24 protein-coding genes are annotated in these 23,239 nt (G+C 61.5%); 15 read left to right on the top strand and 9 right to left on the bottom strand.

The window, feature by feature from the left end; translation table 11 throughout:
* Nucleotides 1-78: 78 nt before the first annotated feature.
* Entirely contained in the window at nucleotides 79-732 is a 654-nt protein-coding gene (locus V1471_RS15700; protein WP_434289951.1) for a YggS family pyridoxal phosphate-dependent enzyme, read from the top strand.
* Nucleotides 733-798: 66 nt separating this feature from the next.
* Here V1471_RS15700 and V1471_RS15705 read toward each other — a convergent pair whose 3' ends face one another.
* Complete coding sequence (locus tag V1471_RS15705; RefSeq protein ID WP_434290957.1) at nucleotides 799-1,290, bottom strand: L,D-transpeptidase family protein; 492 nt, start codon at nucleotides 1,288-1,290, stop codon at nucleotides 799-801.
* Nucleotides 1,291-1,301: 11 nt separating this feature from the next.
* Nucleotides 1,302-2,390 (bottom strand): GTP cyclohydrolase II, encoded by a 1,089-nt coding sequence (gene ribA / locus V1471_RS15710; RefSeq protein ID WP_434289952.1) that lies wholly within the window; start codon nucleotides 2,388-2,390, stop codon nucleotides 1,302-1,304.
* Between the two features lie 169 nt (nucleotides 2,391-2,559).
* Here ribA and V1471_RS15715 point away from each other — a divergent pair, with 169 nt between their 5' ends.
* From V1471_RS15715 to V1471_RS15735, 5 genes are all read left to right on the top strand, one after another.
* Entirely contained in the window at nucleotides 2,560-3,246 is a 687-nt protein-coding gene (locus tag V1471_RS15715) for a response regulator transcription factor (protein ID WP_066704619.1), read from the top strand.
* 218 nt (nucleotides 3,247-3,464) lie between these two features.
* Nucleotides 3,465-4,253: an exodeoxyribonuclease III gene (locus V1471_RS15720; RefSeq protein WP_434289953.1), complete on the top strand. Its 789-nt coding sequence runs from the start codon at nucleotides 3,465-3,467 to the stop codon at nucleotides 4,251-4,253.
* 54 nt (nucleotides 4,254-4,307) lie between these two features.
* Nucleotides 4,308-5,210: a tetratricopeptide repeat protein gene (locus tag V1471_RS15725; RefSeq protein ID WP_434289954.1), complete on the top strand. Its 903-nt coding sequence runs from the start codon at nucleotides 4,308-4,310 to the stop codon at nucleotides 5,208-5,210.
* Between the two features lie 26 nt (nucleotides 5,211-5,236).
* Nucleotides 5,237-5,872: an LON peptidase substrate-binding domain-containing protein gene (locus tag V1471_RS15730; protein WP_434289955.1), complete on the top strand. Its 636-nt coding sequence runs from the start codon at nucleotides 5,237-5,239 to the stop codon at nucleotides 5,870-5,872.
* Nucleotides 5,872-6,057, top strand: coding sequence for a Trm112 family protein (locus V1471_RS15735; protein WP_066704610.1), 186 nt, complete (start codon nucleotides 5,872-5,874; stop codon nucleotides 6,055-6,057). Before V1471_RS15730 ends, V1471_RS15735 begins: the two co-directional genes overlap by 1 nt.
* A gap of 36 nt (nucleotides 6,058-6,093) precedes the next feature.
* Here the strand turns inward: V1471_RS15735 and V1471_RS15740 are convergent, their stop codons facing one another.
* Nucleotides 6,094-7,329, bottom strand: coding sequence for an FAD-dependent monooxygenase (locus V1471_RS15740; protein ID WP_434289956.1), 1,236 nt, complete (start codon nucleotides 7,327-7,329; stop codon nucleotides 6,094-6,096).
* Between the two features lie 94 nt (nucleotides 7,330-7,423).
* On the opposite strand from V1471_RS15740, the gene V1471_RS15745 reads away from it, so the two are divergent.
* From V1471_RS15745 to V1471_RS15760, 4 genes are all read left to right on the top strand, one after another.
* Nucleotides 7,424-8,752 carry an amidase gene (locus V1471_RS15745; protein WP_434289957.1) on the top strand — a complete coding sequence of 443 codons (1,329 nt, stop codon included), beginning with the start codon at nucleotides 7,424-7,426 and terminating at the stop codon, nucleotides 8,750-8,752.
* Between the two features lie 157 nt (nucleotides 8,753-8,909).
* On the top strand, nucleotides 8,910-10,091 hold the full coding sequence (locus V1471_RS15750; protein ID WP_434289958.1) for an aminotransferase class I/II-fold pyridoxal phosphate-dependent enzyme: 1,182 nt from the start codon (nucleotides 8,910-8,912) through the stop codon (nucleotides 10,089-10,091).
* 14 nt (nucleotides 10,092-10,105) lie between these two features.
* Nucleotides 10,106-13,180: a DNA translocase FtsK gene (locus tag V1471_RS15755; RefSeq protein WP_434289959.1), complete on the top strand. Its 3,075-nt coding sequence runs from the start codon at nucleotides 10,106-10,108 to the stop codon at nucleotides 13,178-13,180.
* A gap of 73 nt (nucleotides 13,181-13,253) precedes the next feature.
* Entirely contained in the window at nucleotides 13,254-13,889 is a 636-nt protein-coding gene (locus V1471_RS15760; protein ID WP_434289960.1) for a LolA family protein, read from the top strand.
* 6 nt (nucleotides 13,890-13,895) lie between these two features.
* On the opposite strand, the gene V1471_RS15765 is transcribed toward V1471_RS15760, so the two are convergent.
* Both V1471_RS15765 and V1471_RS15770 read right to left on the bottom strand, forming a co-directional pair.
* Nucleotides 13,896-14,480, bottom strand: coding sequence for a lytic transglycosylase (locus V1471_RS15765; protein WP_434289961.1), 585 nt, complete (start codon nucleotides 14,478-14,480; stop codon nucleotides 13,896-13,898).
* Between the two features lie 92 nt (nucleotides 14,481-14,572).
* On the bottom strand, nucleotides 14,573-15,454 hold the full coding sequence (locus V1471_RS15770; protein ID WP_434289962.1) for an AEC family transporter: 882 nt from the start codon (nucleotides 15,452-15,454) through the stop codon (nucleotides 14,573-14,575).
* A gap of 85 nt (nucleotides 15,455-15,539) precedes the next feature.
* Between V1471_RS15770 and hspQ the strand changes: the two genes are divergently transcribed.
* Nucleotides 15,540-15,866 carry a heat shock protein HspQ gene (hspQ, locus tag V1471_RS15775; RefSeq protein WP_434289963.1) on the top strand — a complete coding sequence of 109 codons (327 nt, stop codon included), beginning with the start codon at nucleotides 15,540-15,542 and terminating at the stop codon, nucleotides 15,864-15,866.
* 20 nt (nucleotides 15,867-15,886) lie between these two features.
* Here the strand turns inward: hspQ and V1471_RS15780 are convergent, their stop codons facing one another.
* Both V1471_RS15780 and V1471_RS15785 read right to left on the bottom strand, forming a co-directional pair.
* Nucleotides 15,887-16,309, bottom strand: coding sequence for an ATP-binding protein (locus V1471_RS15780; RefSeq protein ID WP_434289964.1), 423 nt, complete (start codon nucleotides 16,307-16,309; stop codon nucleotides 15,887-15,889).
* Between the two features lie 58 nt (nucleotides 16,310-16,367).
* Nucleotides 16,368-16,712, bottom strand: a complete 345-nt coding sequence (locus tag V1471_RS15785) for an STAS domain-containing protein (RefSeq protein WP_434289965.1) — start codon at nucleotides 16,710-16,712, stop codon at nucleotides 16,368-16,370.
* Between the two features lie 101 nt (nucleotides 16,713-16,813).
* On the opposite strand from V1471_RS15785, the gene V1471_RS15790 reads away from it, so the two are divergent.
* The 4 genes from V1471_RS15790 to V1471_RS15805 all read left to right on the top strand — a co-directional run bounded on the left by V1471_RS15790 (nucleotide 16,814) and on the right by V1471_RS15805 (nucleotide 19,682).
* Nucleotides 16,814-17,275, top strand: coding sequence for a GAF domain-containing protein (locus V1471_RS15790; RefSeq protein WP_434289966.1), 462 nt, complete (start codon nucleotides 16,814-16,816; stop codon nucleotides 17,273-17,275).
* 30 nt (nucleotides 17,276-17,305) lie between these two features.
* A complete protein-coding gene (locus V1471_RS15795; protein ID WP_434289967.1) occupies nucleotides 17,306-17,953 on the top strand; it encodes an RluA family pseudouridine synthase in 648 nt (215 codons plus the stop codon).
* A 105-nt stretch (nucleotides 17,954-18,058) separates the two neighbouring features.
* Nucleotides 18,059-18,706: a peroxiredoxin gene (locus V1471_RS15800; RefSeq protein WP_434289968.1), complete on the top strand. Its 648-nt coding sequence runs from the start codon at nucleotides 18,059-18,061 to the stop codon at nucleotides 18,704-18,706.
* Nucleotides 18,707-18,788: 82 nt separating this feature from the next.
* The gene (locus tag V1471_RS15805; RefSeq protein ID WP_434289969.1) at nucleotides 18,789-19,682 is read left to right on the top strand and encodes a glycosyltransferase family 92 protein; all 894 of its coding nucleotides are present in this window, start codon (nucleotides 18,789-18,791) and stop codon (nucleotides 19,680-19,682) included.
* A gap of 6 nt (nucleotides 19,683-19,688) precedes the next feature.
* Here the strand turns inward: V1471_RS15805 and V1471_RS15810 are convergent, their stop codons facing one another.
* Both V1471_RS15810 and pnp read right to left on the bottom strand, forming a co-directional pair.
* Nucleotides 19,689-20,573: a glycosyltransferase family 2 protein gene (locus tag V1471_RS15810; RefSeq protein WP_434289970.1), complete on the bottom strand. Its 885-nt coding sequence runs from the start codon at nucleotides 20,571-20,573 to the stop codon at nucleotides 19,689-19,691.
* Between the two features lie 331 nt (nucleotides 20,574-20,904).
* Nucleotides 20,905-23,037: a polyribonucleotide nucleotidyltransferase gene (pnp, locus tag V1471_RS15815; protein ID WP_434289971.1), complete on the bottom strand. Its 2,133-nt coding sequence runs from the start codon at nucleotides 23,035-23,037 to the stop codon at nucleotides 20,905-20,907.
* Nucleotides 23,038-23,239: the final 202 nt, after the last annotated feature.

A 23,239-nucleotide genomic window follows, 5' to 3' on the forward strand; every position in this document is an offset into this window, starting at 1 on the left:
ACACACCTGTTGCATGGGATGCTCCCTGCGGCATAAGAAAACCAAGGAATGTGGGTTGCACCGTTTAAGGAGGCAGATATGGGGCTTGCCGAGATCAAGGATCGGGTCGAAACCGAAGCAAAACGTGTCGGGCGTGCGCCGGAAAGCGTCACTTTGATCGCCGTTTCCAAGGTTCAGCCCAATGAACGCGTCGAGGCGGTGCTCGAAGAAGGGCAGCGGGTTTTCGGGGAAAACAAGGTGCAGGAGGCCGCTGGCAAGTGGCCCGCGTTCAAGGACCGCTTCGACGGTGTCGAGCTGCATCTCATCGGACCGTTGCAGACCAACAAGGCGCGGCAGGCGATGGAGTTGTTCGATGTGATTCACACGGTGGATCGTCTGAAGCTCGCGAAAACCATTGCCCGCCTCGCCGAAGAACTGGGCCATTGCCCGCGTCTTTTCATTCAGGTGAACACCGGTGAGGAGCCGCAAAAGGCGGGGGTGATGCCTGCGGAAGCCGATGCCTTTATACAAGAGTGTCGTGATCTGGGGCTCACGGTCGAGGGGCTGATGTGCATTCCGCCCGCCGAGGAAGAGCCATCGCTGCATTTTGCGCTTTTGAAAAAAATCGCGGACCGGAATCAGATTGCAGGCCTGTCCATGGGCATGTCCGGCGATTTCGAAACCGCGATTGCACAGGGCGCGACTCACGTTCGGGTCGGGTCCGCGATCTTCGGTGAACGGGATTATTCCTGACGATTTTCAGTGTCGGCAAAACGTCGGACTTTTGTCGGACTTCCGTCGGACCCCTGAACACTTAGATTAGCGAATGACCAATCGTGTCGCGGGCGTGATGCGTTCGGCGATCCAGCGCAGGTGATCGGCGCGGAAGGCGACGCAGCCCTCGGTCGGGTGACGCGGTTTGCGCCAGCGGTGGACAAAGATGGCGGAGCCTTTTCCCGGCGTGGCATTCGGCCAGTTCCAATCGGTGATGATCACCAGATCATAGAGACGATCCGCGCGGCGCATTTTTTCGTGGCTGGGTTTGAACGGCGCGCGCACGAGATGGTTGTAGGCGGGATGATCGCCCGCATCGCACCAGAGATCGCCGACGTGAATCTTGTCTCCGTTCAGCGCGGGAATGCGGTCGGCCCTATAATAGAGTGCGGGAAGGGCGTGACTGCCACGCGGGCTTGCGCCGTCGCCTTCGCGCTTGGTGTCGGAGATGCCGCCCTTGCCGATGGAGCAGGGAAAGCGGCGGCCCATGAAGCGGGCGCCCCAGCGCGTGACGACAATGTCGGTGGCTTTGAACATCGGGCCGTTGCTCACAGCAAATGCCCCGATTTGCGCGCCTTGGTGGCGAGGTAGGCTTCGTTAAACCGATTCTCGCCGACCTTGAGCGGCACGCGTTCGGTGACGGTGAGGCCCTGATCTTCCATCCGGGCGATTTTTTTCGGGTTGTTGGTCAGGAGCCGCACGGCAGAGAACCCCATCTCTTTGAGAATCGCTGCCCCGATGCGGAAATCGCGCTCGTCGTCCTCGAAGCCGAGGCGATGGTTGGCCTCGACCGTGTCGAAGCCCTGATCCTGCAAGGAATAGGCGCGCATCTTGTTGGCATGGCCGATGCCGCGGCCTTCCTGATTGAGATAGAGCAAAATGCCTTCGCCCTCTTCGCCCATCTGGTTGAGCGCGGCGTGAAGCTGCGGGCCGCAATCGCATTTCAGAGAGCCGAAAATATCGCCGGTGAAGCAGGCGGAGTGCAGGCGGGCGAGAACCGGTTTGCTGCGATCCGGGCGACCGACCTCGACGACATAATGCTCTTCGCCGCCGTCCTCGGGGCGGAACACATGCACGCGGGATTTCTCGGCGGCGATCAAAGGCACGCGGGCGTGAATCATATCGTGCAGCGGCGCGAGATCGGCCATCAACGGCAGAGCGGCTTCGACCGGCAGGACAGTGAGCCCGTTGGCGGCGGCGATCTCGAAGCCGTTTTCGACATCGACCATGACGGCGGAGGGCAGAAGGCGGGCGGATTTCGCCAGCGCAATTGCGGCGCGGGCGCAGATCGCATTGCCGCCGCGCAAAGAGCGGAACGGGCCTTTCATCGGATGGGTGAGATCGTCGGCGGGATCGGCCACCGCGTTGATCCAGTCGACATCGGCGTCAGTCGGCAGGATCAGACGGGCGAGATCGGAATCATAGGCGCGGGCGGAGAGGGTTTCGGCGCGCCGGGCGGTGATGGCGAGATAGGCCTCGCCCAATGCGCGCAGATCGCCCAGACGCTCGGTCGAAAGGTCTTCGGCGGCGACGGCGAGCGCATGGCCCACCTCGGAGCGGAGCACCACCGGCACCCCCATGCGCATGTCCGCGCGGGCGCGGGCGATGATCTCGGAGAGGGTGGGGGCAAGGCTCATGGCGGCGGTCCGTTGTCGTGTCAGAGCTCTGATGTAGCGATCTTTGTCATAAAGTGAAACATTTCGCGGTGATTTGACACGCTTGCGTGAGAGCTTTGTTGCAAATCTTGTTCTTTACCGCCGTCACGCTCAGATCACGGACAAGGCACAACAAAAGGAGGTCACTGCGATGGCCACTCTCAAGAAAATCCTGCTCGTCGACGACGATGACGATCTGCGTGAGGCATTGAGCGAGCAACTTGTGATGACCGAAGATTTCGACGTGTTCGAAGCCGATTGCGGCGCTGCGGGCATGGAGAAGTCGAAGGAAGGACATTACGATCTGATCATCCTCGACGTCGGCCTGCCCGACACGGATGGGCGCGAACTTTGCAAAAGACTGCGGAAATCCGGTGTGAAATGTCCGATTTTGATGCTCACGGGGCATGATACGGATGCGGACACGATTCTGGGGCTCGACAGCGGCGCGAACGATTACGTCACGAAGCCGTTCAAATTCCCGGTGCTTCTGGCCCGCATTCGCGCCCAGCTCCGCACCCATGAGCAATCGGAGGCGGCTGTTTTCCAGCTTGGACCGTATACGTTCAAACCGGCGCAGAAAATGTTGGTTACGGAGGACGACAAGAAAATCCGCCTGACCGAGAAAGAGACCAATATCCTCAAATTCCTCTATCGCTCGACCGAAGGCGTGGTGCCGCGTGATGTGTTGCTGCACGAGGTCTGGGGCTACAACGCCGGTGTGACGACGCACACGCTCGAAACCCATATCTACCGGCTGCGGCAAAAGATCGAACCCGATCCCTCGAATGCGCGCATTCTTGTGACCGAGGCGGGCGGCTATCGTCTGGCGTCCTGAGATTTGGCGCGAGGCGGGAACCTTTTGTGCCCGCCCTGCGTTGATCCCCTGAAGACCCCTCGCACATCGGGGAAATGATGTGCAGTCCCTCGTCCCTCGACTTACGCCCGGCCTTTGTGCCGGGCATTTTTTTGAGAGACGGGTTTGCACGGCTTTCGGGTGGTCACGGCCCGGACGGACGGGTAGGGTTCGGCGTAAATCTGATCCGAGGACCCGCCATGCCCTTTACCCTTGCCACCTGGAACATCAACTCCGTGCGTCTGCGCGAGCCGATCGTGCTGAAGCTTCTGGAAGAGGAGGCGCCCGATGTGCTCTGCCTTCAGGAGTGCAAATCGCCGGTGGAAAAAATCCCGATGGAGGGCTTTCGGGCGCTTGGGTACACGCACATGGTGGCGCGCGGGCAGAAGGGTTACAACGGGGTTGCGATCCTCTCGAAACTGCCGCTCGAAGAGGCCGGTGCCGAGGATTACGCCGGGCTCGGACATGCGCGCCATGTGGCGGCGCGTCTGGAAAACGGTGTGACGATCCACAATTTCTATGTGCCTGCGGGCGGCGATGTCCCGGATCGCGAGGTGAATGAGAAATTCGGCCAGAAGCTCGATTATCTCACCGAGATGCGCGATGCGTTTCATGCCGGGAAACCGGAGAAATCTATCCTTGTCGGCGATCTCAACATTGCCCCGCGTGAGGACGATGTCTGGAACCACAAGCAGCTTTTGAAAATCGTGTCGCATACCCCCGTCGAGGTCGAACATCTGGCGCAGACGCAGGATGCGGGTGGCTGGGTCGATGTCACACGGCAGGATATTCCCGAAGGCCTGCTCTATTCGTGGTGGTCTTACCGGGCGAAAGACTGGAGTGCGGCGGACAAGGGGCGGCGGCTCGATCACGTCTGGGCGACCGGGGATATTTCGAACGCGGCGCATGGCAGCCGGGTTCTGCGCGCCGCGCGGGGATGGAACCAACCGTCGGATCACGCGCCGGTCTTTGCGACGTTCGATCTTTAAAACTCATGCATGAAGGCGCATATAGAACGCCAAACAGATAGGGGAGAACCGACAATGGATCTCGGACAAACCAACGGCGCCGCGCACGGCGCATATGTGAAAGATGTTACCGAGGCCGATTTCATGGCCGAGGTGATTGATGCCTCTCAGGAAACCCCTGTGATTGTCGATTTCTGGGCGCCTTGGTGTGGCCCCTGCCGTCAGCTCGGCCCGGCTCTCGAAGCCGAGGTCGGGGCCGCCGGTGGCAAGGTCAAGATGGCCAAGGTCAACGTCGACGAAAACCAGATGATCGCAGGCCAGATGCGGGTGCAGTCGATCCCGACCGTCTATGCCTTTTATAAAGGGCAGCCGGTGGACGGGTTCCAAGGTGCGCTGCCGCCGTCGCAGGTCAAGGAATTCGTGACCAAAATCGCTGCGCTGAGCGTGGACGAAAGCCTCGCCGATGCGGTCGCAGCCGCCGACGAAATGTTCGAAGCCGGTGAGATCGACGACGCGGCACAGACCTATGCGGCGATCCTCGAGGAAGACGACAAATTGGCCGGGGCCTATGCCGGTCTTGCCAAATGTCATCTCGCGAAAGGCGAGCTGGATCAGGCCGAAGCCGTGCTGAACGGCGCGCCTGCCGAGGTCTCGCATGACGCAGCGCTTGAGGCGGTGCATGCCCAGATCGCTCTGGCGCGCGAGGCGGAAAACGCCGGACCCGTGGCGGAACTGGCGGCCAAGGTCGAGGCCGACCCGACCGATATGCAGGCGCGGTTTGATCTTGCCGTGGCGCAACATGCCGCAGGGCAGGTCGAAGAGGCCGTCGCAACGCTTCTGGCGGCGTTCAAACAGGATCGTGAGTGGAACGATGGCGCGATCAAGGAGCAACTGTTCAAAATTTTCGACAGCCTCAAACCCAGCGATCCGATCGTTCTGAACGGACGTCGGAAATTGTCGTCGATGCTGTTTGCCTGATCGCGTTTGCGTTCTAACTTTAGACCATGTTGAGCGCAGCCGATCTTCCCGAGACGATCCCCGTCTTTCCACTGCCCGGGGCACTTTTGTTGCCCCGGTCTCGTCTGCCGCTGCATATTTTCGAGCCGCGCTATTTGCAGATGATCGAAGATTGCATGAAAACGCCCGCGCGACTGATCGGCATGATCCAGCCGCGCAGCGGGGCGGGGGCCGGAAAGCTCAACACCATCGGCTGTGCCGGACGTCTGACGGCGTTTTCCGAGACCGAGGACGGGCGCTACATGATCACGCTCACCGGCGTGTCGCGGTTCCGGCTTCTGGCGGAGACCACCGGCTTTTGCCCCTATCGCAAATTCACCGTGGACTGGTCCGATTTCGTGGCCGATCTCGGCGCGCCGGAACACGATCCGGGGCTAATGCGCAAACCCTTCATGGACCTGCTGAAACGCTATTTCTGCGAAGAGGAATTGCGCACCGATTGGGAAAGCCTCGGGCAGGCCGAAGACGAATTGCTGATCAACTCGCTCTCCATGCTCTGCCCGTTCAGCCCCGAGGACAAACAGGCGCTTTTGGAAGCGCCCTCCCTTTCCACCCGCCGCGAAACGCTTATAACGCTGATGGAATTCGCGCTGCATGGCGGCTCTGACGAGGATATGATGTGATGGATGCCCAACCGACTTTCGACCGCCGGATGATCGAGGCGCTGGTCTGCCCGCAAACCCATGGCGTTTTGAGCTATGATGCGGAGAAACAGGAACTGATTTCGAAAACCGCAGGCCTCGCCTATCCGATCCGCAACGGCATTCCGATCATGCTGGTGTCAGAGGCGCGCAAACTCGAAGACTGAGCGCCCGTTTCCTTTGCAGCCGAAATACTCAAGCGCTCAAAGCGCCACACCGCGCAGCAGTTTGGGGATGTCGCCATTGACCCCCGCCGCCTCGCGGATTGCGGCGCGTTTCAGCCCGCCCATCGCGTTCACCGCACCCATGCCGATGTCCCGCGCCACGCGCAGGAAGGGATTGTCGTTGGAAAACAGCTTGTTGAAGCTGTCGGTCATCAGCGCCATCGTCGCCACATCGAACCGTCGCCATTGCGCGTAACGCGCCAAAACGTCTTCGCGTCCGATGTCTTCGCCGCGCCGATGCGCCTCGACCAGAACCTCTGTCAAAGCCCCGACATCCTTGAGCCCGGCGTTCAGACCCTGACCCGAGATCGGGTGCATGCCGTGCGCTGCATCGCCGACAAGGGCGATGCGCGGGGCGGTAAAGGCATTCGCCAAGGTGATGTTCAGCGGATAGGTAAAGCGTTTCCCGGCCAGTGAAATCTCGCCCAGAAAATCCCCGAAACGCGGCCGCAGAACGGCGAGGTAATCTTCGTCGGAGAGCGCCTGAATCTCGGCGGCGAGTTTGTCTTTCTCGGTCCAGACGATGGAGCTTTGATTGCCCGGCAGCGGCAGGATCGCCAGCGGGCCGGAGGGCAGGAAATACTGATGAGCAGCGCCGTTGTGGGGTAGCTCGTGCGAGATCGCGCAGACCAGCGCGGTCTGGCCATAGCCCCAGCCGGTGCGTTTGATCCCGGCGCGCTGGGCGGTGCCGGATTGGCGTCCGTCGCAGCCGACGATCAGTTTTCCGGAGATGTCGGTGCCATCGCTCAGTGTGACTGTCGCGCCATGCAGCGTGACGTCTTGCGCGGTGACTTCGCCTTCGACCTGGGTGATTTTCGGCTGGGCGTCGAGCGCCTCAAGAAAGGCCTGCCGGATATAGCGGTCCTCGACCATGTAGCCCATCGGGCTTTCGTCGATCTCGCCGTCGCGGAATTCGAGCATGAAAGGCGCGGGGCCTTCGCCGGGTTTGCCGTCTGTGACTTTTACGTTGAGGATCGGCTGGGCATGCGCCGCCACCTTGCCCCAGATGCCGATGGCTTTCATCAGCTTGTAGGACCCGAGCGAGAGCGCATAACCGCGCCCGTCGAATTCATCGCCGATGCGAAGGCGCTTCGGCAGGCTGTCGATCAGGGTCACGGTCAGGCCCGCGTTCGCCGAGGCCAGCGCCAGAGCAGGGCCGTTCAAACCACCGCCGACAATGATGAGATCGCTTTTGGGCATGGTGTTCTGGGTCATGAGAGCCTCCTTGTCGCAAATATGACGCGCGAGACGGGATTGTCCATGCGCTCCTGCGCCGCTACTTTGCGACGGCAACAGGAAAGGGCGGACGATGGTCGAGTATACAGAGATGAGCATGAGCGATCTGGGGCGGGCCATCGGCACGGGCGATGTCGATCCGCGCGATCTGGCGGCGGCGTTTCTGGATATGGCCAAGGCGCATCCTTTTGCGGATCGGATTTATGCGCGGATGATGGAAGACCGCGCCATGGCGGAGGCGGAGGCGGCCTATGGGCGTGCCCGCGACGGGGTGCGGCGCGGGCTTTTGGACGGGGTTCCTGTGTCGTGGAAGGACCTGTTCGACACGGCGGGCGTGGCGACGGAGGCCGGATCGGCGTTGCTCAAGGACCGCGTGCCATTGAGGGACGCCGAAGTGCTCCGGCGCGCAACGAACGCGGGGCTGGTGGCTCTGGGCAAGACGCATATGTCGGAACTGGCGTTCTCCGGGCTGGGGCTCAACCCGGTGACGGCCACGACGCCCTGCGTCAATGACCATGCCGCCGTGTCGGGCGGGTCGTCTTCGGGGGCGGCGGGGTCTGTGGCGTTTGGCCTCGCGCCCGGTGCGATCGGGTCGGACACCGGCGGGTCGGTGCGCATTCCGTCTGCTTGGAACGATCTTGTCGGATTGAAAACCACCGCGGGGCGTATTCCGCTGGAGGGCGTTGTGCCTCTGGCGGCGGCGTTTGACACTATCGGCCCACTGGTCAAGACGGTGGAGGATGCCGCAGAAGTGTTCGCCATTCTCGACGGCTCGCCTGCGCCGGATCTGAAAGGCGCGACGCTCAAGGGCAAGCGTTTGCTCGTGCTTGAAAACGTGGTGTTCGACGACATCCGCGATGCGCCCTTGGATGCGTTTGAGGCGGCGGTCCAGAAGTTCCGGGAGGCGGGGGCTGAGGTGACGCGCGCGGAGATACCGGCGGTAACAGAGGCCATGGATCTGGCGGGCATTCTGTTTACCACCGAGGCCTATGCCGAATGGCGCGCGGTGATCGAGGCCAATCCCGATGCGATGTACCCGCGCATTCTCGACCGATTCCGGGCAGGGGGCGCGTTTAACGGCGCGGATTTCGTCGCGGGCTGGAAAAAACTCGCGCATCTGCGGGCGGACTATCTTGCGGCGACGGCGGGCTATGACGCCGTTATCCTGCCGACCGCGCCGATCCTGCCGCCCAATGCGGAGCGGCTGATGACGGATGCGGAGTATTACGTCACCGAAAACCTTCTGGCGCTGCGCAATACGCGGGTCGGCAACCTGATGGGGCTGACCGCGCTTACACTTCCGACCGGGGTTCCGTCCTGTGGCGTGATCCTGCAAACGCCGCCGATGAGCGAAGCACGGCTGTTGCGGTTGGGTGCGGCAGCTGAGGCGGCGCTCGCTTGAGTGTGCTCGCTTGAGTGTTCTGGCCTAAAAGTCACAACCATTGCGGGAGGGCGCTTGGGCGGCCCGTCTTTTTCTGGACCAATCGGCCCGGCCCGGTTATCTTGATCCCAAACACCCGGGCGAAAAGATCCGGAAATACAGAGGCAGTAGCAGTTTCATGATGTTCCCTGAGCGGTTTTCCAACCTGCCGGAATACGCCTTTCCGCGTTTGCGGAGCCTTCTCGACGCGCATGCGCCGGGGGGCGAGGTCCTGCATATGACCATCGGCGAGCCGCGCCACGCCATGCCGCCGTTTGTGGGCGACGTGTTGGCGGAAAATCTCGCGGGCTTTGCAAAATATCCGAACAACAATGGCACAGACGCGCTTTTGGACGCCATTGCCGGGTGGCTCAAGCGCCGTTTCGGCGTGACGGTCGATCCCGTCACCGACATCATGGCGCTCAACGGCACGCGCGAGGGGTTGATGAACGCCTGTATCGCGCTCTGCCCGGAAACCAAGACCGGCAAACAGCCGGTCGTGCTGACGCCCAACCCGTTTTATCAGGTCTATGCCGTTGCCGCGACGACCATCGGGGCCGAACCGGTGTTCGTGCCTGCAACCCGCGAGACCGGATTTTTGCCGGATTACGCGGGGCTGCCCACAGAGGTTCTGGACCGTACGGCGATTGCCTATATCTGTAGCCCGTCGAACCCGCAGGGCGCGATTGCCTCGCGCGATTATCTGCGCGATTTGATTTCGCTGGCGGAAAAACACGATTTCAAAGTGTTTTCCGACGAGTGCTATTCCGAGATTTACCGCGACGACGTGCCCGTCAGTGCCTTGCAAGTGGCGCGCGAGATGGGGGCCGATCCCGAGCGCGTGGTGATTTTCCATTCGCTCTCGAAACGCTCGAACCTTCCGGGGCTGCGCTCCGGCTTCGTGGCCTCGGGACCGGAGAATATGCTCCGCATCCGGCGGCTTCGCTCCTATTCCGGCGCACCGCTTCCCGGTCCGATTCAGGCGGTTTCGGCCCGTGTCTGGGCCGATGAGGAGCACGTCATTGCCTCGCGCAAGCTCTACGTCGAGAAATTCGACATGGCCGACGAGGTGTTTTCGGGCATTCAAGGCGCGCAGGCGCCGCAGGCGGGGTTTTTCCTTTGGCTGCCGGTCAATGACGGCGAAGAGGCGGCGATGAAGCTTTGGACAGAGACCGGTGTGCGGGTCCTGCCCGGGGCCTATCTGTCGCGCGAGGTGAACGGGGAGAACCCCGGCAAGCATTACATCCGGGTCGCACTCGTGGCCCCAAAAGAAGAGACACAGCGCGGGCTGATCCAGCTCCGCGACTGTTTGTACGGTTAAGGTAAGAGGCAGGCATGGCATCCTATCAGGCACGTGGTCGCGATCCGCTGTTCGACAAAAACACCCAGATCTTGCTGGAACGCCGGGGGCAGGAGCTGATCGGGCTCGGTCTCGTGGCGGTCGGGCTGATCTTTGCGCTGCTGCTGGGAAGTTACGCGCCGGAGGACCCGAGCTGGTTGTCGGCGACGGAAGCGCCGGTGAACAACATTCTGGGGCGTTTCGGTGCCTCGATCGCCTCGCCTCTGATGATCATCGTCGGGGTGGCTTCCTGGGGCTTTCCGCTTGGGTTTGCGGCCTGGGGTCTTCGGTATCTGTTGCACCGGGGCTCTGATCGAGCCTTGTCGCGGGCGGTCTTCGTGCCGATCGCCATTGCGGTGGCGGCGATCTATGCCTCGACCCATGCCTCCAGCCTGCCGCAATCTTTCGGGGGGCTGTTCGGCGATACGGTTTTGGCGGCGCTGATCCAGATCGTGCCTTTCGGTGCGGCGCTCAGCCTTAAATTTCTGGCCTTGCTGTCGTTCTTTACGGCGCTCGCGCTGGCGTTGTTCGCCTTCGGGTTTACCCGCGCCGAGATGATCGACCTCGGGCGCTATCTGCTTTGGGGACTGGTGTCGCTTTATGCGCTGATGCTGCACCTGATGGGGCGCAGCGCGCGCGGGTCGGTGCATCTCGGCCAGCGCATGGCGGAGAAGGCGGCGGCGCGTCGTGAGGCGCGCCGGGAAGAGCAGCGTCAGATCGCCGAGGAACAGGCCGCCTTTGACGCCCAGATGCGGCAGACGCAGCAGGCCGCGCCTCACGGGTCGCGGGTGATCCGTGCCGATGTGCGCGAGGCGCATGTTTCCGCATCGGTTGCGGCGCCGGTCGCGGCACCGATGCCCGCGCCGGAGGTGGAGGCCAAGCCGTCGCTCTTTGCCAAGATGCCGACGCTTTTGAAACGCAATGCGGTGGAAGACCCGGAGCCCGAGCTGATCGAGCCGGATCTGGCCCCCGATGTGGAGATGTTGCCGGGGCAGGACGACCGCATCCGTTCGAAGATCGCCAATGTGATCAACTCGCGGGCGCGTGCCGGATCGCGGGCGATTGTGCCGGGCGCGACCCGTGTCGAGCCGCCGATGAGTGCGGCGCAAAAGGCCGTGGCGAAATACAAGAAGGGCCCGCGCCCGATGATCCTCGACACGACGCGCCCGGTGACGCCGCCGCTCAGCGCGCCTGTGGCGGAGATGATCGATGTGGCGGAGCCTGTTGAGGCCTATGACGCCTATGATACGGGTTACGACGGCTACGAGGCGCAGGCTTATGAGGCGCCCCGGTATGAGGCCGCCGGTTATGAGAGCGATGGCTATGAGACGGATTACGTTCCGCTCGAAGCCTATGAGACAGATTACGAAGATGCCTATGAGGCGCTGGAGACGCCGGAGTATATCGCGCCGCAGCCTGCCCGGTTCGAACATGCGCAACCCGCAGCCCCCGAGGCGAAACGCGTGGTGCAGCACCCGGTGCGCAAGCCCGTTGTGCCGTCGAAACAGGCCCAGGCAGAGGCGCAGCCCAGCCTGAAATTCGATCCGAAAGAGGCCGAATACGAGGTGCCGCCGCTGTCTCTGCTGGAGAACCCGGTCAATATCGTGCGGCATACGCTGTCCGACGAGGCGCTCGAAGAGAACGCCCGGATGCTGGAGAATGTGCTCGACGATTACGGTGTGAAGGGCGAGATCGTGTCGGTGCGGCCGGGGCCGGTCGTGACCATGTACGAACTCGAGCCCGCGCCGGGTCTCAAGGCCAGCCGGGTGATCGGTCTGGCGGACGATATTGCGCGTTCGATGTCGGCGCTTTCTGCGCGTGTCTCGACCGTGCCGGGGCGCTCGGTGATCGGGATCGAATTGCCGAACGAACATCGCGAAATGGTGTCCTTCCGCGAGATCCTGTCGGGGCGCGATTATGGCGACGGCAAGCATTCGCTGCCGCTGGCGCTTGGCAAGGATATCGGCGGCGATGCGGTTGTCGCGAACCTTGCGAAGATGCCGCACTTGCTGATTGCCGGGACCACCGGGTCCGGGAAATCGGTGGCGATCAACACGATGATCCTGTCGCTTCTCTACAAGCTGACGCCGGAAGAATGCCGGATGATCATGATCGACCCGAAGATGCTCGAACTGTCCGTTTATGACGGCATCCCGCATCTGTTGAGCCCGGTTGTGACCGACCCGAAAAAGGCCGTTGTGGCGCTGAAATGGGTCGTCGCCGAGATGGAAGACCGCTATCGCAAGATGTCCAAAATGGGCGTGCGCAACATCGACGGCTATAACGGGCGCGTCAAAGAGGCGCTGGCGAAGGGCGAGATGTTCTCCCGCACGGTGCAGACCGGGTTTGACGAGGAGACCGGCGATCCGATTTTCGAGACCGAGGAATTCCGGCCCGTCGCGCTGCCGTTCATCGTCGTTGTCGTCGACGAGATGGCCGACCTGATGATGGTGGCGGGCAAGGAGATCGAGGCCTGTATCCAGCGTCTGGCGCAGATGGCGCGGGCCTCGGGGATTCACCTGATCATGGCGACGCAGCGCCCCTCCGTGGACGTCATCACCGGCACGATCAAGGCGAACTTCCCGACGCGGATTTCGTTTCAGGTGACCTCGAAAATCGACAGCCGCACCATTCTGGGCGAGCAGGGCGCCGAACAGCTCTTGGGCATGGGCGACATGCTCTACATGGGCGGCGGTGGCCGGATCACCCGCTGTCACGCGCCGTTCGTGTCGGACGAGGAGGTCGAAAAGATCGTTTCCTACCTCAAGGCCTACGGTCCGCCGGATTACGTCGGCGGTGTGGTCGAGGGGCCGGATGACGAGAAATCCGCCGATATCGACGCGGTTCTCGGGCTTGGCACCGGTGGCAATACCTCGGGCGAGGATGCGCTTTACGATCAGGCGGTGGCCATCGTGATCAAGGATCGCAAATGCTCGACCTCTTACATCCAGCGCAAACTGGCGATCGGCTATAACAAGGCCGCGCGTCTGGTGGAGCAGATGGAGGACGAGGGTGTGGTGTCGCCTGCGAACCATGTCGGCAAGCGCGAGATTCTGGTGCCGGAGCAGTAAGCTCACGCGGAGTTCCGCGACCTGTGAAGTCAGGAGAGGTGGAAGTCGCGTCGGGAGCGGCTATATCTCAGGCATGAAACAGATTCTCAGTGCCCCTGTGCGGGCCTCCCTCAAGGCCCTCGCGCCTGCCCTTGTCGCCCTCTCCTTCGCCGGTCCTGCGGCGGCGGAGAAACTGCCGCTCTCGACGATTTCGAGCTACCTCAACGGTCTCGGAACGGTCGAGGCGGAATTCACCCAGATCAATGACGACGGCTCGCGGTCGCAAGGTGCCGTGACGATCAAACGCCCGGGGCGGATGCGGCTCGATTACGGCGGGGGGGACGATGCGCTTGTGCTGGTGTCGGGCGGTCAGGTCGCGGTGTTCGATCCCGGCTCCAACGAGCCGCCGCAGCGGTTTCCGCTGTCGCAGACGCCGCTGTCCCTGATGCTGGCGCGCAATGTCGACCTGAGCAAAGCCAAGATGGTGGTGTCGCACACCGAACAGAATGGCGATACGGTGGTGCGGGCGCAGGACCCGGATCACCCGGAGTACGGGTCCATCGACATGATCTTTAGCCCGACCCCGGTGCTCAAGGCCTGGGTGATCCATGACGAGACCGGCGGGGCGACCACGGTTCAGCTCACCAAGATGAAACTGGGCGGTTCGGTGCCGGACGGGGAGTTCAACATCCGTACGGAAGCCAAGCGGCGGGGTACGCCGCTCGACTGATCCGGTTCAGATCTTGCCGCAGGCGGTGAGCTGCTGGCGGTAGACCTCGGCGCGGTCGGCGACGGAACCGGCGACCCGCACGAGCCAGGCTTTGGAATTGTAGCTGCCGCGGGCATAGCCGCTGCGGCCCTCGTGATAGGCGAGGTACTGGTTGCGGGCGTCGTATTTCGAAATGCCGAGGCGTTCGGAAGATTCTGCCATGTACCAGCCCATGAAATCGGTGGCGTCCTCGATCCGGGTGCGTTTGGCGCCCCGGCGGTTCTGCTCCACGCGATATTCGTCCCAGGTGGCGTCGAGCGCCTGAGCGTAGCCGAAGGCCGAACTTTGCCGCCCCATCGGGATCACGTTGAGCACGAACTGGTGCGGCGTGCGGGCATCGCCGTCGAATTTGCTTTCCTGATAGAAGGTCGCCATCTGGACATAAACCGGGATGCCCCATTTGCGTTCGGATTTTTTCATCGCGCGCAAATAGGTCGGGCGCTGGTCCAGAATGGAACATGCGTTGTCGAGATTTCTGGGCGCACTGTTATAGCCTCCGCCACAGGCGGACAGCAGAAGAAAAACCGTGAGTGCGCGAAGACGTCTGCTCATAACTGCCTCTCGCTTTATATTTCCCGACAGCATAGCGGATTTGGCGCAGCTGTGAAATGGCATTCCTGTGAACGGGGGCGTGTCGAAATCGCTCAGATCAGCAGGGCGAGGAGGACCGGAAGGTAGATCACCGACAGCAGCGTCGAGGAGACGACGAGGGCGGCGACCGCATCCGAATCCGCGCCGTATTTCTCCGCCAGCATGTAGGAGGTGACGGCGACCGGGGTAGCGATCTGGACGACGAGCACGGCGAAGGGCACCGGATCGAGGTTGAACCAGAACCCGGCGAGGGCGGCGATACCGGCGCAGAGCACGACCTTGCCGACGGCCATGATGGCGGCGCGCCCGAGCCCGTGCGGATGCAGGCGTGCGACGGCGACGCCCAAGGTGATGAGCATCAGCGGGATGGCGATTTGGCCCAAGAGCGAGAGCGTGTTCATGGCAAAGGTCGGGAGCGTCCAGCCCTGCCAGAGGAAGAGCGCGCCAAGCGCCGTGGCCCAGACCAGCGGTTCCTTGAACGCCTTGCCGAGAGAGCCGCCGCCTGCGGTGACATAGACCCCGAAGGTGAAGGACCAGAGCGCCATGGCGGCAAAGACGACGACGGCATAGCTCAGCCCGGCCTCGCCAAAGGCGAAGAGCGCGAGCGGCAGGCCGAGGTTGCCGGTGTTGCCGAAGATCAGCGGGGCGAGATAGGTGCGGCTGTCGAGCCCCATCAGTTTGACGACGCCCCAGGCGGCGATTGTGACCCCGCCATAGGCGACGACCGAGGCCAGCGAGAGCGCCGAGAGCGCGGCGGGTTCGATGTCGGCCTTGACCAGAGCGGTGAAGATCAGCGCGGGCACGGAGAGGGTCATGGTGAGCTTGGTGACGAATTCGAGCCGGTATTCGTGGCCGGTCTTGACCCAGGTGAAGCCGATCAGCGCCAGAAGGAACACCGGTGTCACGATTTCGAGCACTGTCAAAACAAGGTTCACAGACTGTTTCCCATTTCCCGGGCTGCCCCCCGTGGACAGAGACCGTTTTAAAGGTCTACTAACCAAGTATGAGGGTTGCAACGTCATGATGTCATCACGCGCCAAATATCATCTGGGACAGGTTGTCCGGCACCGGAAACACAGTTTCCGCGGTGTCGTGTTCGATGTCGACGCGATGTTCTCCAACACCGAGGAATGGTATGCCGCCATTCCCGAGGATGTGCGCCCGAGCAAGGATCAGCCGTTTTACCACCTGCTCGCGGAAAACGATCAGAGCTTTTACGTCGCCTATGTGTCGGAGCAGAACCTTGTGGCGGATTATTCCGGGGAGCCGGTTCAGCATCCGGATCTCGACGATCTGTTTGGCCCGTTTGAAGACGGGTCCTATCCGCTGCATTTCCAACTGAACTGAGCCGACCCGCAGGCGGTTCGTCAGGCCATCTGGCCGATCGACATGCGAAAGCAGAGGCGGTTGTGATCGCCTTCTCGGATATATTCCAGATCGTGCGCCAGTTCCCGGATCAGAAACCAGCCAAAGCCGCCCTCGGGCAGATCGGCGATGTCGCAATTGAGATCGGCGCGGCGGCCGAGGGGCGGTTCGCCGCCGGGCATCATCTGGCCATTGTCGAGGATGGTGCACCAGAGACCTTTGGCCGTCTGGCACAGGTGGATTTCGATCATGCCGTCGGAGCGATCCGCATAGGCATGTTCGACGATGTTGTTGAGCGCCTCGGCCAGAACGATTTCGAGACTGGCAAGCTCGTCCTGGCCATAGTTACCCGCGCCCAGCCCGTGTTTGATACTGGCCAATCCGCGACGTACCGCGGCTTCGGTTGCCGGAAGGATGAGTCTCAACGCGTGGTCTTTCGGTTCGGGCGGGACCTCCCAGGTCTCCTGACGTTTGAGATTGCCCTCAGGACGCATTCGCAATGCCCTCGACCGCGGCCGCGACACTGGCGTGAATGGTAAAGACGGTATCCATGCGCGTGAGATGGAAGACCCGTTGCACGGTGGGGTGCAGGGCGGCGAGTTCGAGGCGTTGGCCGTGACGCACGGCCTTGAGCGCGGCGACCACGGCGCCGAGCCCGGAACTGTCGAGGAATTCGACATTTCCGAGATCGAGGAGAATGCGCGCCGGGCCACTGTCGCTCAGCGCGCGCATCTCGTCCTTGAACTGAATGGCGCAGGCCGCGTCGATGCGGTTTTCGACGACGCTCACGATTCGCACGTCATCAAAATCCTGATGGGTCAGTTTCATATGCCGTACCTTTTGCCGTACCTTCGTTTCTAGATCGGGGTTGATCCTACGGCGGAAATCTTACCAATGGGTTTGCGCGAAGCAGGAAAAGGGAGAAAAGCATGCCGGATTACGACGGTTTGTCGGCACGGGTCGCCGCACTCTGTGCCGGGGAGACGGATGAGGTTGCGCTGATGGCCACCGTGGCCTGCGAAGTGCACCACTCGGATGATCTGTTCCACTGGACGGGTTTCTACCGTGTTGTTTCCGAAGGACTTTTGAAGATCGGGCCGTATCAGGGCGGGCATGGGTGTCTGGTGATCCCGTTCGCGCGTGGGGTTTGCGGTGCCTGTGCGCGCACGAGGACGGTGCAGCTTGTTCCGGATGTGGAGGCCTTCGAGGGCCATATCGCCTGCGCCTCCTCGACGCGTTCGGAGCTTGTGCTTCCGGTGCAAAATGCGAAAGGGCAGCTTCTGGGCGTGTTCGATCTCGACAGCGATTTCCCGGACGCGTTCACCGAGGAGGATGCCGGGCGGCTTGGCGGGATTCTCGACAGCGTCTTTGCCAATGTGATCCGGGCGTGATACCCGCGCGGGGAGACGAAAGAGGCCGCGATGAGTGACGATTACAATCCCCCGCAAGACCCGCTCAATATCCTGCATCTGGATCATGAGATCCTCGTGGTGGACAAACCTTCGGGGCTCTTGTCCGTGCCGGGCAAGGGCGAGCATCTGGCCGATTGTCTGATGTCGCGCATTCAGGCGACCTTCCCGGAGGCTTTGCTGGTGCATCGGCTGGACCGGGACACTTCCGGGGTGATGGTCTTTGCGATGACGCCCCATGCGCAGCGTCACCTTGGCTTGCAGTTCGAGAAACGTCAGACGAAAAAGACCTATGTCGCCTGGGTGCATGGCCATATCGCGGAGAAGACCGGCACGGTGGACCTGCCGCTGATTGTCGACTGGCCGAACCGTCCGAAACAGATGGTCTGTCACGAGACCGGCAAACCGGCGGTGACCGATTGGCGCGTGGTGCGCTACGAGGGCAACCAGACGCGGGTGCGGTTGATGCCCAAGACCGGGCGGTCGCATCAGTTGCGCGTGCATATGCTGGCCATTGGGCATCCGATCATGGGGGACCCGTTTTATGCCGAGGGAGAGGCCCGGGATGCGCCGCGTCTGATGCTTCATGCCGAGCAATTGCGGTTCCGGCATCCGGACGGCGGGGCGGGGCTTTCGTTCACCGCGAAATGCCCGTTTTGAGTAAACCCGAGTAAATTTGTCGCGGTTGTCGAAAACGGGGTGGAAATTCCGCTTTTAGAATGTATCTAAGTTACCAGACGACGCACTTATACAGAGGAGATGACCATGGGTCTTCGCATCAACGACATCGTTCCGAACTTTACCGCCAAAACCGACCAAGGTGAGATCGACTTCCACGAGTGGATCGGCGACAGCTGGGCTATCCTGTTCTCCCACCCGAAAGACTTCACCCCGGTCTGCACCACCGAATTCGGCGCCGTGGCGCAGCTTTCCGCAGAATGGGAAAAGCGCGGCGTGAAGGTCATCGGTCTCTCCACTGACCCGGTCGAAGACCACGGCCCCTGGAAAAAAGACATCGAGTCCTTCTCCGGCGCTCCGGCGGGTTTCCCGATCATCGGCGACACCGACCTGAACGTGTCGAAACTCTACGACATGCTGCCGGCCGACGCTTACCTCGATGAAAATTCCACCGCGGCCGATGCGGCCTCCGTGCGGGCGTTGTTCATCATCTCCCCGGACAAAAAGCTTCAGCTTTCCATGCTGTACCCGATGTCCGTGGGTCGGAACTTTGCCGAAGTGCTCCGCGCGCTCGATGGCATCCAGAAAACCTATGGCAAGCCGCTCGCGACGCCGGCGAACTGGGCCGTGGGTCAGGACGTGATCGCCGCTCTGTCGCTTTCCGACGAACAGGCCGCCGAGAAATTCGGCGAGGTGGACATCAAACTGCCCTACCTGCGTTTCGTGAAAGCCTAAGGCTTTCGGCGTAAGCCGGTAAAAATCGCCCCTGTTCGCCCGTAGCCCAATTGATTAGGCTGCCCGCGAACAGGGGTTTTTTATGTTTTCAGCACTGCGCCGCACCAAATCCATCTCCCGCATCGCACTCGATCCGCCCGCGCCCATGGCCGACCGGCACGGCATCGCGGTGGTGCTCATCGTGCGCAACGAGGAGCGCCATATTGGCGAATGGGGCCGGTTTCACGCCAAGGCGGGCGTGCGGCATTTCTACGTCTATGACAACGGCTCGACGGACGGCACGCTGGTGCAACTGGTCGCCGCTGTCGGGATCGAGAATGTGACCGTCATTCCGTGGCACCAGAAGCTGCGCGATGGCAATTCGGGAGCGGAGATCCACAATCAGGTGCTGGCCTATGCCCATGCTGTGGCGAATTTCGGCGATCAGTTCCGCTGGATGACGTTCATCGACGTGGATGAGTTTCTGGTGCCGAAATCGGCGGAGACTTTGCCGGAATGTCTGATGCATCTGGAGGGCGCGGTGAACATCTCGCTGCCGTGGCATATGTTCGGGCGCAACGGGTTTGAGGAACCGCCGGAGGGCGGGATCGTGGCGAATTACACACGGCGGCACCCGGAGCCGATGAGCCCCTTGAAAGGCATGTGCAATTTCAAGATGATCGTGGACCCGTGCCATGTGACGGCGCTCAGGGTGCATGCGATCGAGACGGATGGTTCGGGCGACAGTGTGAACGACAAGGGCGTGCGGGCCTCGGTCGGGGATCGCAAAAAGCCGGGGTTCTATTCGGCGGATCACATCCAGCTCAACCACTATTACACGCGCTCGAACAGCGAGCTTCAGGCCAAGATCACACGCGGCTCGAACATGACCCAGAACGAGGCGGATCATGTTCGACGCGTGATGCGCAAGGTCGATCAGATCGAGGCGGAAAGCGTCGAGGATCTGGCGGCGAAACGGTGGTTTGCCGGGGGCTGAACGGGCTCAGTGACCGGTGGTCGAGGTATAATGCCGGGACCGTGTCCCCAGAGCAGCGCCGAGTTTCCCCCAAAAGCCGCCCGCCGTTTTGGCGAGTTTCAGAAGCGAGTGGGTCGGGCTGAATGGCAGGGCGATCAGGATCACAGTTATCTGGATGAGCTTGCCGGGAATACGCAGGAAGATTTTGTAGCGCGCCTTCGGTTTCTCGCGCATCCGGCGATGAAAGTTCGTGTTGGATTGATCCCGTGTCCGGCGATATTGATAGATAAAGCTGAGACGTGCGGGGGGAAGGGTCTCGTAGACCAGGGCATCCGCAACCCATCCGACGGTAAAACCGCGGGCCTGCACGTTGGTGAGGAACTCTGTGTCTTCGCCACCCGCGAAACGCAGCTTTTTGTCGAACCAGATGTTTTCATCGCGAAACATGCGGGTTTCCACGAGCCAGTTGTTCGTGGCGATCACCGCGCGTCCCGGGGTGTTGAGCGTGGCGGTCTCTGCCGCGCGCTGTTCCCGTTTCTGGTAGAACTCGGTCAAGCTCTTGTACATCAGGGACTGGAAAGCCGTCAGGTTGTCGACGGCCGGGGCGATGCGCAGCGGCGCGCCCAACAACACGGCGTCGCTTTGACGATAGCCCGCGATGAGTTTGACGAGCCAGTCCTGCGCCACGGTCTCGTCGTCATCGACGAAGATGAGAAGATCGGCTTCCTGCGCCAGAGCCTCCTTCGCGGCGCGATTGCGCGCGATGGAGATGCCAGCCTCGGGTTCGAGCACATAATCGATTTCCAGACCATTCGGCAGCACCGGGGCCGCCTCGATCAGGTCGCGGGTGTGAGGCTGGTCATCATTCTCGACGATGAGACAGCGTGTTGTACAGTTTTCAGGCAGGTCCATGCCTCCCCAAGAGGCAATCAGAGCCCGAACCATTTGCGGGCGTCTGCGTGTCAATGCGGCGACGGTGATGCGGAGATGTCGATCAAGGCGGTTCTGTGTCATATGGCTTTGTAAACGTGGCTGGATTGAAAAGGTCTGCGGCCTGTATGAGCGTTTTCCCCGACGGGGAAAAGTCACATTTCAACTTTTGATTGTGTGTCGGCGAGTTTCAGCGAGTTCCCCTCTCATACGCACCGGGCGGATGGCATGAGGCGTGGAGGTCATAGGTCAATACGCATAAAAAAAGCCCCACCTACGGCGGGGCTTCTCGATTTCTCGAAAGGGGAACCGATTATTCGGCTTCTTCCTCTTTCTTGACTTCTTCGCCGGTCTCCTGATCGACCATTTTCATGCCAAGGCGGACCTTGCCACGGTCGTCGAAGCCCAGAAGTTTGACGTAAACTTCCTGACCTTCTTTCAGAACGTCCGACGGGTGGTTCAGGCGACGGTTCTCGATTTGCGAGACGTGCACGAGGCCGTCACGCTTGCCGAAGAAGTTCACGAACGCGCCGAAATCGACCAGTTTGACGACCTTGCCTTTGTAGACATGGCCTTCTTCCGGCTCGGCCACGATCGAGTAGATCATGTCGTAAGCCTTCTGGATCGCTTCGCCATTGGCGGAGGCGATTTTGATCACGCCGTCGTCGTTGATATCGACTTTCGCGCCGGAGGTTTCCACGATTTCGCGGATGACCTTGCCGCCGGAGCCGATCACTTCACGGATCTTGTCGGTCGGGATCTGCATCGTTTCGATGCGCGGGGCGTGAGCGGAGAATTCGCCAGCGCCGGAGAGCGCTTTGTTCATCTCGCCCAAGATGTGCAGGCGGCCTGCTTTGGCTTGGGCCAGAGCTTGCTTCATGATCGCGGGGGTGATGCCCTGGACTTTGATGTCCATTTGCAGCGAGGTGATGCCTTTTTCGGTCCCGGCCACTTTGAAGTCCATGTCGCCGAGGTGATCTTCGTCGCCGAGGATGTCGGTCAGAACCGCGAACTCGCCGCTGTCTTCCAGAACGAGACCCATGGCCACACCGGCCACAGCGGCCTTGAGCGGCACACCGGCGTCCATCATCGACAGCGAGCCGCCGCAGACGGAGGCCATCGAGGAGGAGCCGTTCGACTCGGTGATCTCGGAGACCACGCGGATCGTGTAGGGGAAGTCGGTGCCAGCGGGCAGAACGGCCTGAAGGGCGCGCCATGCCAGTTTGCCGTGACCAATCTCACGACGACCCGGGGAGCCGACACGACCCACTTCACCGACCGAGTACGGCGGGAAGTTGTAGTGCAGCAGGAAGTTGGAGCGGAAGTTGCCATGCAGCGCGTCGATGATCTGCTCATCGTCGCCGGTGCCGAGCGTGGTCACGACGAGGCCCTGCGTTTCACCACGGGTGAACAGAGCGGAGCCGTGGGTGCGCGGCAGCAGGCCGGTTTCGCAGGTGATCGGGCGAACCTGATCGAGCGCGCGACCGTCGATGCGTTTGCCCTCTTTCACAACGGAAGAGCGCAGCACGTTGGATTCGAGTTTCTTCAGAGCGGAGCCGAGGTTGGTGTCGGCGAGTTGCTCTTCGGACAGACCGGCTTTGATCTCTTCCTTGACGGAAGCGACGGCAGCCACACGTTCCTGTTTGTCGAGGATCGCGTAGGCGGCTTTCATTTTCTCTTCGCCAGCGGCTTTCACAACGCCGTAGAGCTCGGAGTAATCCGGGGATTGGAAATCGAACGGCTCTTTGGCGGACTCTTCGGCCAGATCGATGATCAGGTCGATGACCGGTTGGATTTGCTCGTGGGCAAAGGTCACGGCGCCGAGCATTTCGTCTTCGGTCAGCTCGTAAGCCTCGGATTCCACCATCATCACGGCGTCTTTGGTGCCGGCGACAACGAGGTCCAGACGTTGGTCCGGGTTGTTGCGCAGGTCCTGCATGTCGTCGACGGTCGGGTTCAGGATGTATTCGCCATCCTCGAAACCCACGCGGCACCCGGCGATCGGGCCCATGAACGGCGCGCCGGAAATGGTCAGGGCCGCAGAGGCGGCGATCATTGCGACGACGTCCGGGTCGTTGACGAGATCGTGCGACAGAACCGTGCACATCACCAGAACTTCGTTTTTGAAGCCCGGCACGAAGAGCGGGCGGATCGGACGGTCGATCAGACGCGCGGTGAGCGTCTCTTTCTCGGTCGGACGCGCTTCGCGTTTGAAGAAGCCACCCGGAATTTTACCGGCGGCATAGTATTTCTCTTGGTAGTGAACCGTGAGGGGGAAGAAATCCTGGCCCTCTTTCTGGGTCTTGGCGAAGGTGACGTTGGCCATCACCGAGGTTTCGCCAAGGGTGGCGATGACGGTGCCATCGGCCTGACGGGCGATCTTGCCCGTTTCCAGCGTGAGGGTTTCTTCGCCCCACTGGATCGATTTTTTCACTTCGTTGAACATCAAGTGTATCCTACTGGGGAGCACTCCCGAGCCCTCTCGGGTCTCCCGTTTATCTGGCGGCCCCATTGCCGCCGACCCCATATCTTACCTTCACAACGCCGGGGTCTGTTGCGTTACGTCTCAGATGGTCAAGGCGCATACAGCAAAATCGCCGCTGCGCCAAGTCGCGAGTTGTGCGTGAAACATAGGAAAACGGGCGACA

The sequence above is a fragment of the Celeribacter sp. SCSIO 80788 genome, from assembly GCF_051054295.1.
Classification (GTDB): Bacteria; Pseudomonadota; Alphaproteobacteria; order Rhodobacterales; family Rhodobacteraceae; genus Celeribacter.

What these genes read in the sequence shown, in the direction of transcription:
- V1471_RS15740 (WP_434289956.1), bottom strand. Translation starts at nt 7,329, where the DNA reads ATGACCCAGAACACCATGCCCAAAAGCGATCTCATCATTGTCGGCGGT.
- V1471_RS15705 (WP_434290957.1), bottom strand. Translation starts at nt 1,290, where the DNA reads ATGTTCAAAGCCACCGACATTGTCGTCACGCGCTGGGGCGCCCGCTTC.
- V1471_RS15765 (WP_434289961.1), bottom strand. Translation starts at nt 14,480, where the DNA reads ATGAGCAGACGTCTTCGCGCACTCACGGTTTTTCTTCTGCTGTCCGCC.
- ribA (WP_434289952.1), bottom strand. Translation starts at nt 2,390, where the DNA reads ATGAGCCTTGCCCCCACCCTCTCCGAGATCATCGCCCGCGCCCGCGCG.
- V1471_RS15805 (WP_434289969.1), top strand. Translation starts at nt 18,789, where the DNA reads ATGTTTTCAGCACTGCGCCGCACCAAATCCATCTCCCGCATCGCACTC.
- V1471_RS15790 (WP_434289966.1), top strand. Translation starts at nt 16,814, where the DNA reads ATGCCGGATTACGACGGTTTGTCGGCACGGGTCGCCGCACTCTGTGCC.
- V1471_RS15810 (WP_434289970.1), bottom strand. Translation starts at nt 20,573, where the DNA reads ATGGACCTGCCTGAAAACTGTACAACACGCTGTCTCATCGTCGAGAAT.
- V1471_RS15785 (WP_434289965.1), bottom strand. Translation starts at nt 16,712, where the DNA reads ATGAAACTGACCCATCAGGATTTTGATGACGTGCGAATCGTGAGCGTC.
- V1471_RS15750 (WP_434289958.1), top strand. Translation starts at nt 8,910, where the DNA reads ATGATGTTCCCTGAGCGGTTTTCCAACCTGCCGGAATACGCCTTTCCG.
- V1471_RS15795 (WP_434289967.1), top strand. Translation starts at nt 17,306, where the DNA reads ATGAGTGACGATTACAATCCCCCGCAAGACCCGCTCAATATCCTGCAT.
- V1471_RS15745 (WP_434289957.1), top strand. Translation starts at nt 7,424, where the DNA reads ATGGTCGAGTATACAGAGATGAGCATGAGCGATCTGGGGCGGGCCATC.
- V1471_RS15720 (WP_434289953.1), top strand. Translation starts at nt 3,465, where the DNA reads ATGCCCTTTACCCTTGCCACCTGGAACATCAACTCCGTGCGTCTGCGC.
- V1471_RS15735 (WP_066704610.1), top strand. Translation starts at nt 5,872, where the DNA reads ATGGATGCCCAACCGACTTTCGACCGCCGGATGATCGAGGCGCTGGTC.
- V1471_RS15800 (WP_434289968.1), top strand. Translation starts at nt 18,059, where the DNA reads ATGGGTCTTCGCATCAACGACATCGTTCCGAACTTTACCGCCAAAACC.
- V1471_RS15700 (WP_434289951.1), top strand. Translation starts at nt 79, where the DNA reads ATGGGGCTTGCCGAGATCAAGGATCGGGTCGAAACCGAAGCAAAACGT.
- pnp (WP_434289971.1), bottom strand. Translation starts at nt 23,037, where the DNA reads ATGTTCAACGAAGTGAAAAAATCGATCCAGTGGGGCGAAGAAACCCTC.
- V1471_RS15730 (WP_434289955.1), top strand. Translation starts at nt 5,237, where the DNA reads ATGTTGAGCGCAGCCGATCTTCCCGAGACGATCCCCGTCTTTCCACTG.
- V1471_RS15715 (WP_066704619.1), top strand. Translation starts at nt 2,560, where the DNA reads ATGGCCACTCTCAAGAAAATCCTGCTCGTCGACGACGATGACGATCTG.
- V1471_RS15760 (WP_434289960.1), top strand. Translation starts at nt 13,254, where the DNA reads ATGAAACAGATTCTCAGTGCCCCTGTGCGGGCCTCCCTCAAGGCCCTC.
- hspQ (WP_434289963.1), top strand. Translation starts at nt 15,540, where the DNA reads ATGATGTCATCACGCGCCAAATATCATCTGGGACAGGTTGTCCGGCAC.
- V1471_RS15725 (WP_434289954.1), top strand. Translation starts at nt 4,308, where the DNA reads ATGGATCTCGGACAAACCAACGGCGCCGCGCACGGCGCATATGTGAAA.
- V1471_RS15755 (WP_434289959.1), top strand. Translation starts at nt 10,106, where the DNA reads ATGGCATCCTATCAGGCACGTGGTCGCGATCCGCTGTTCGACAAAAAC.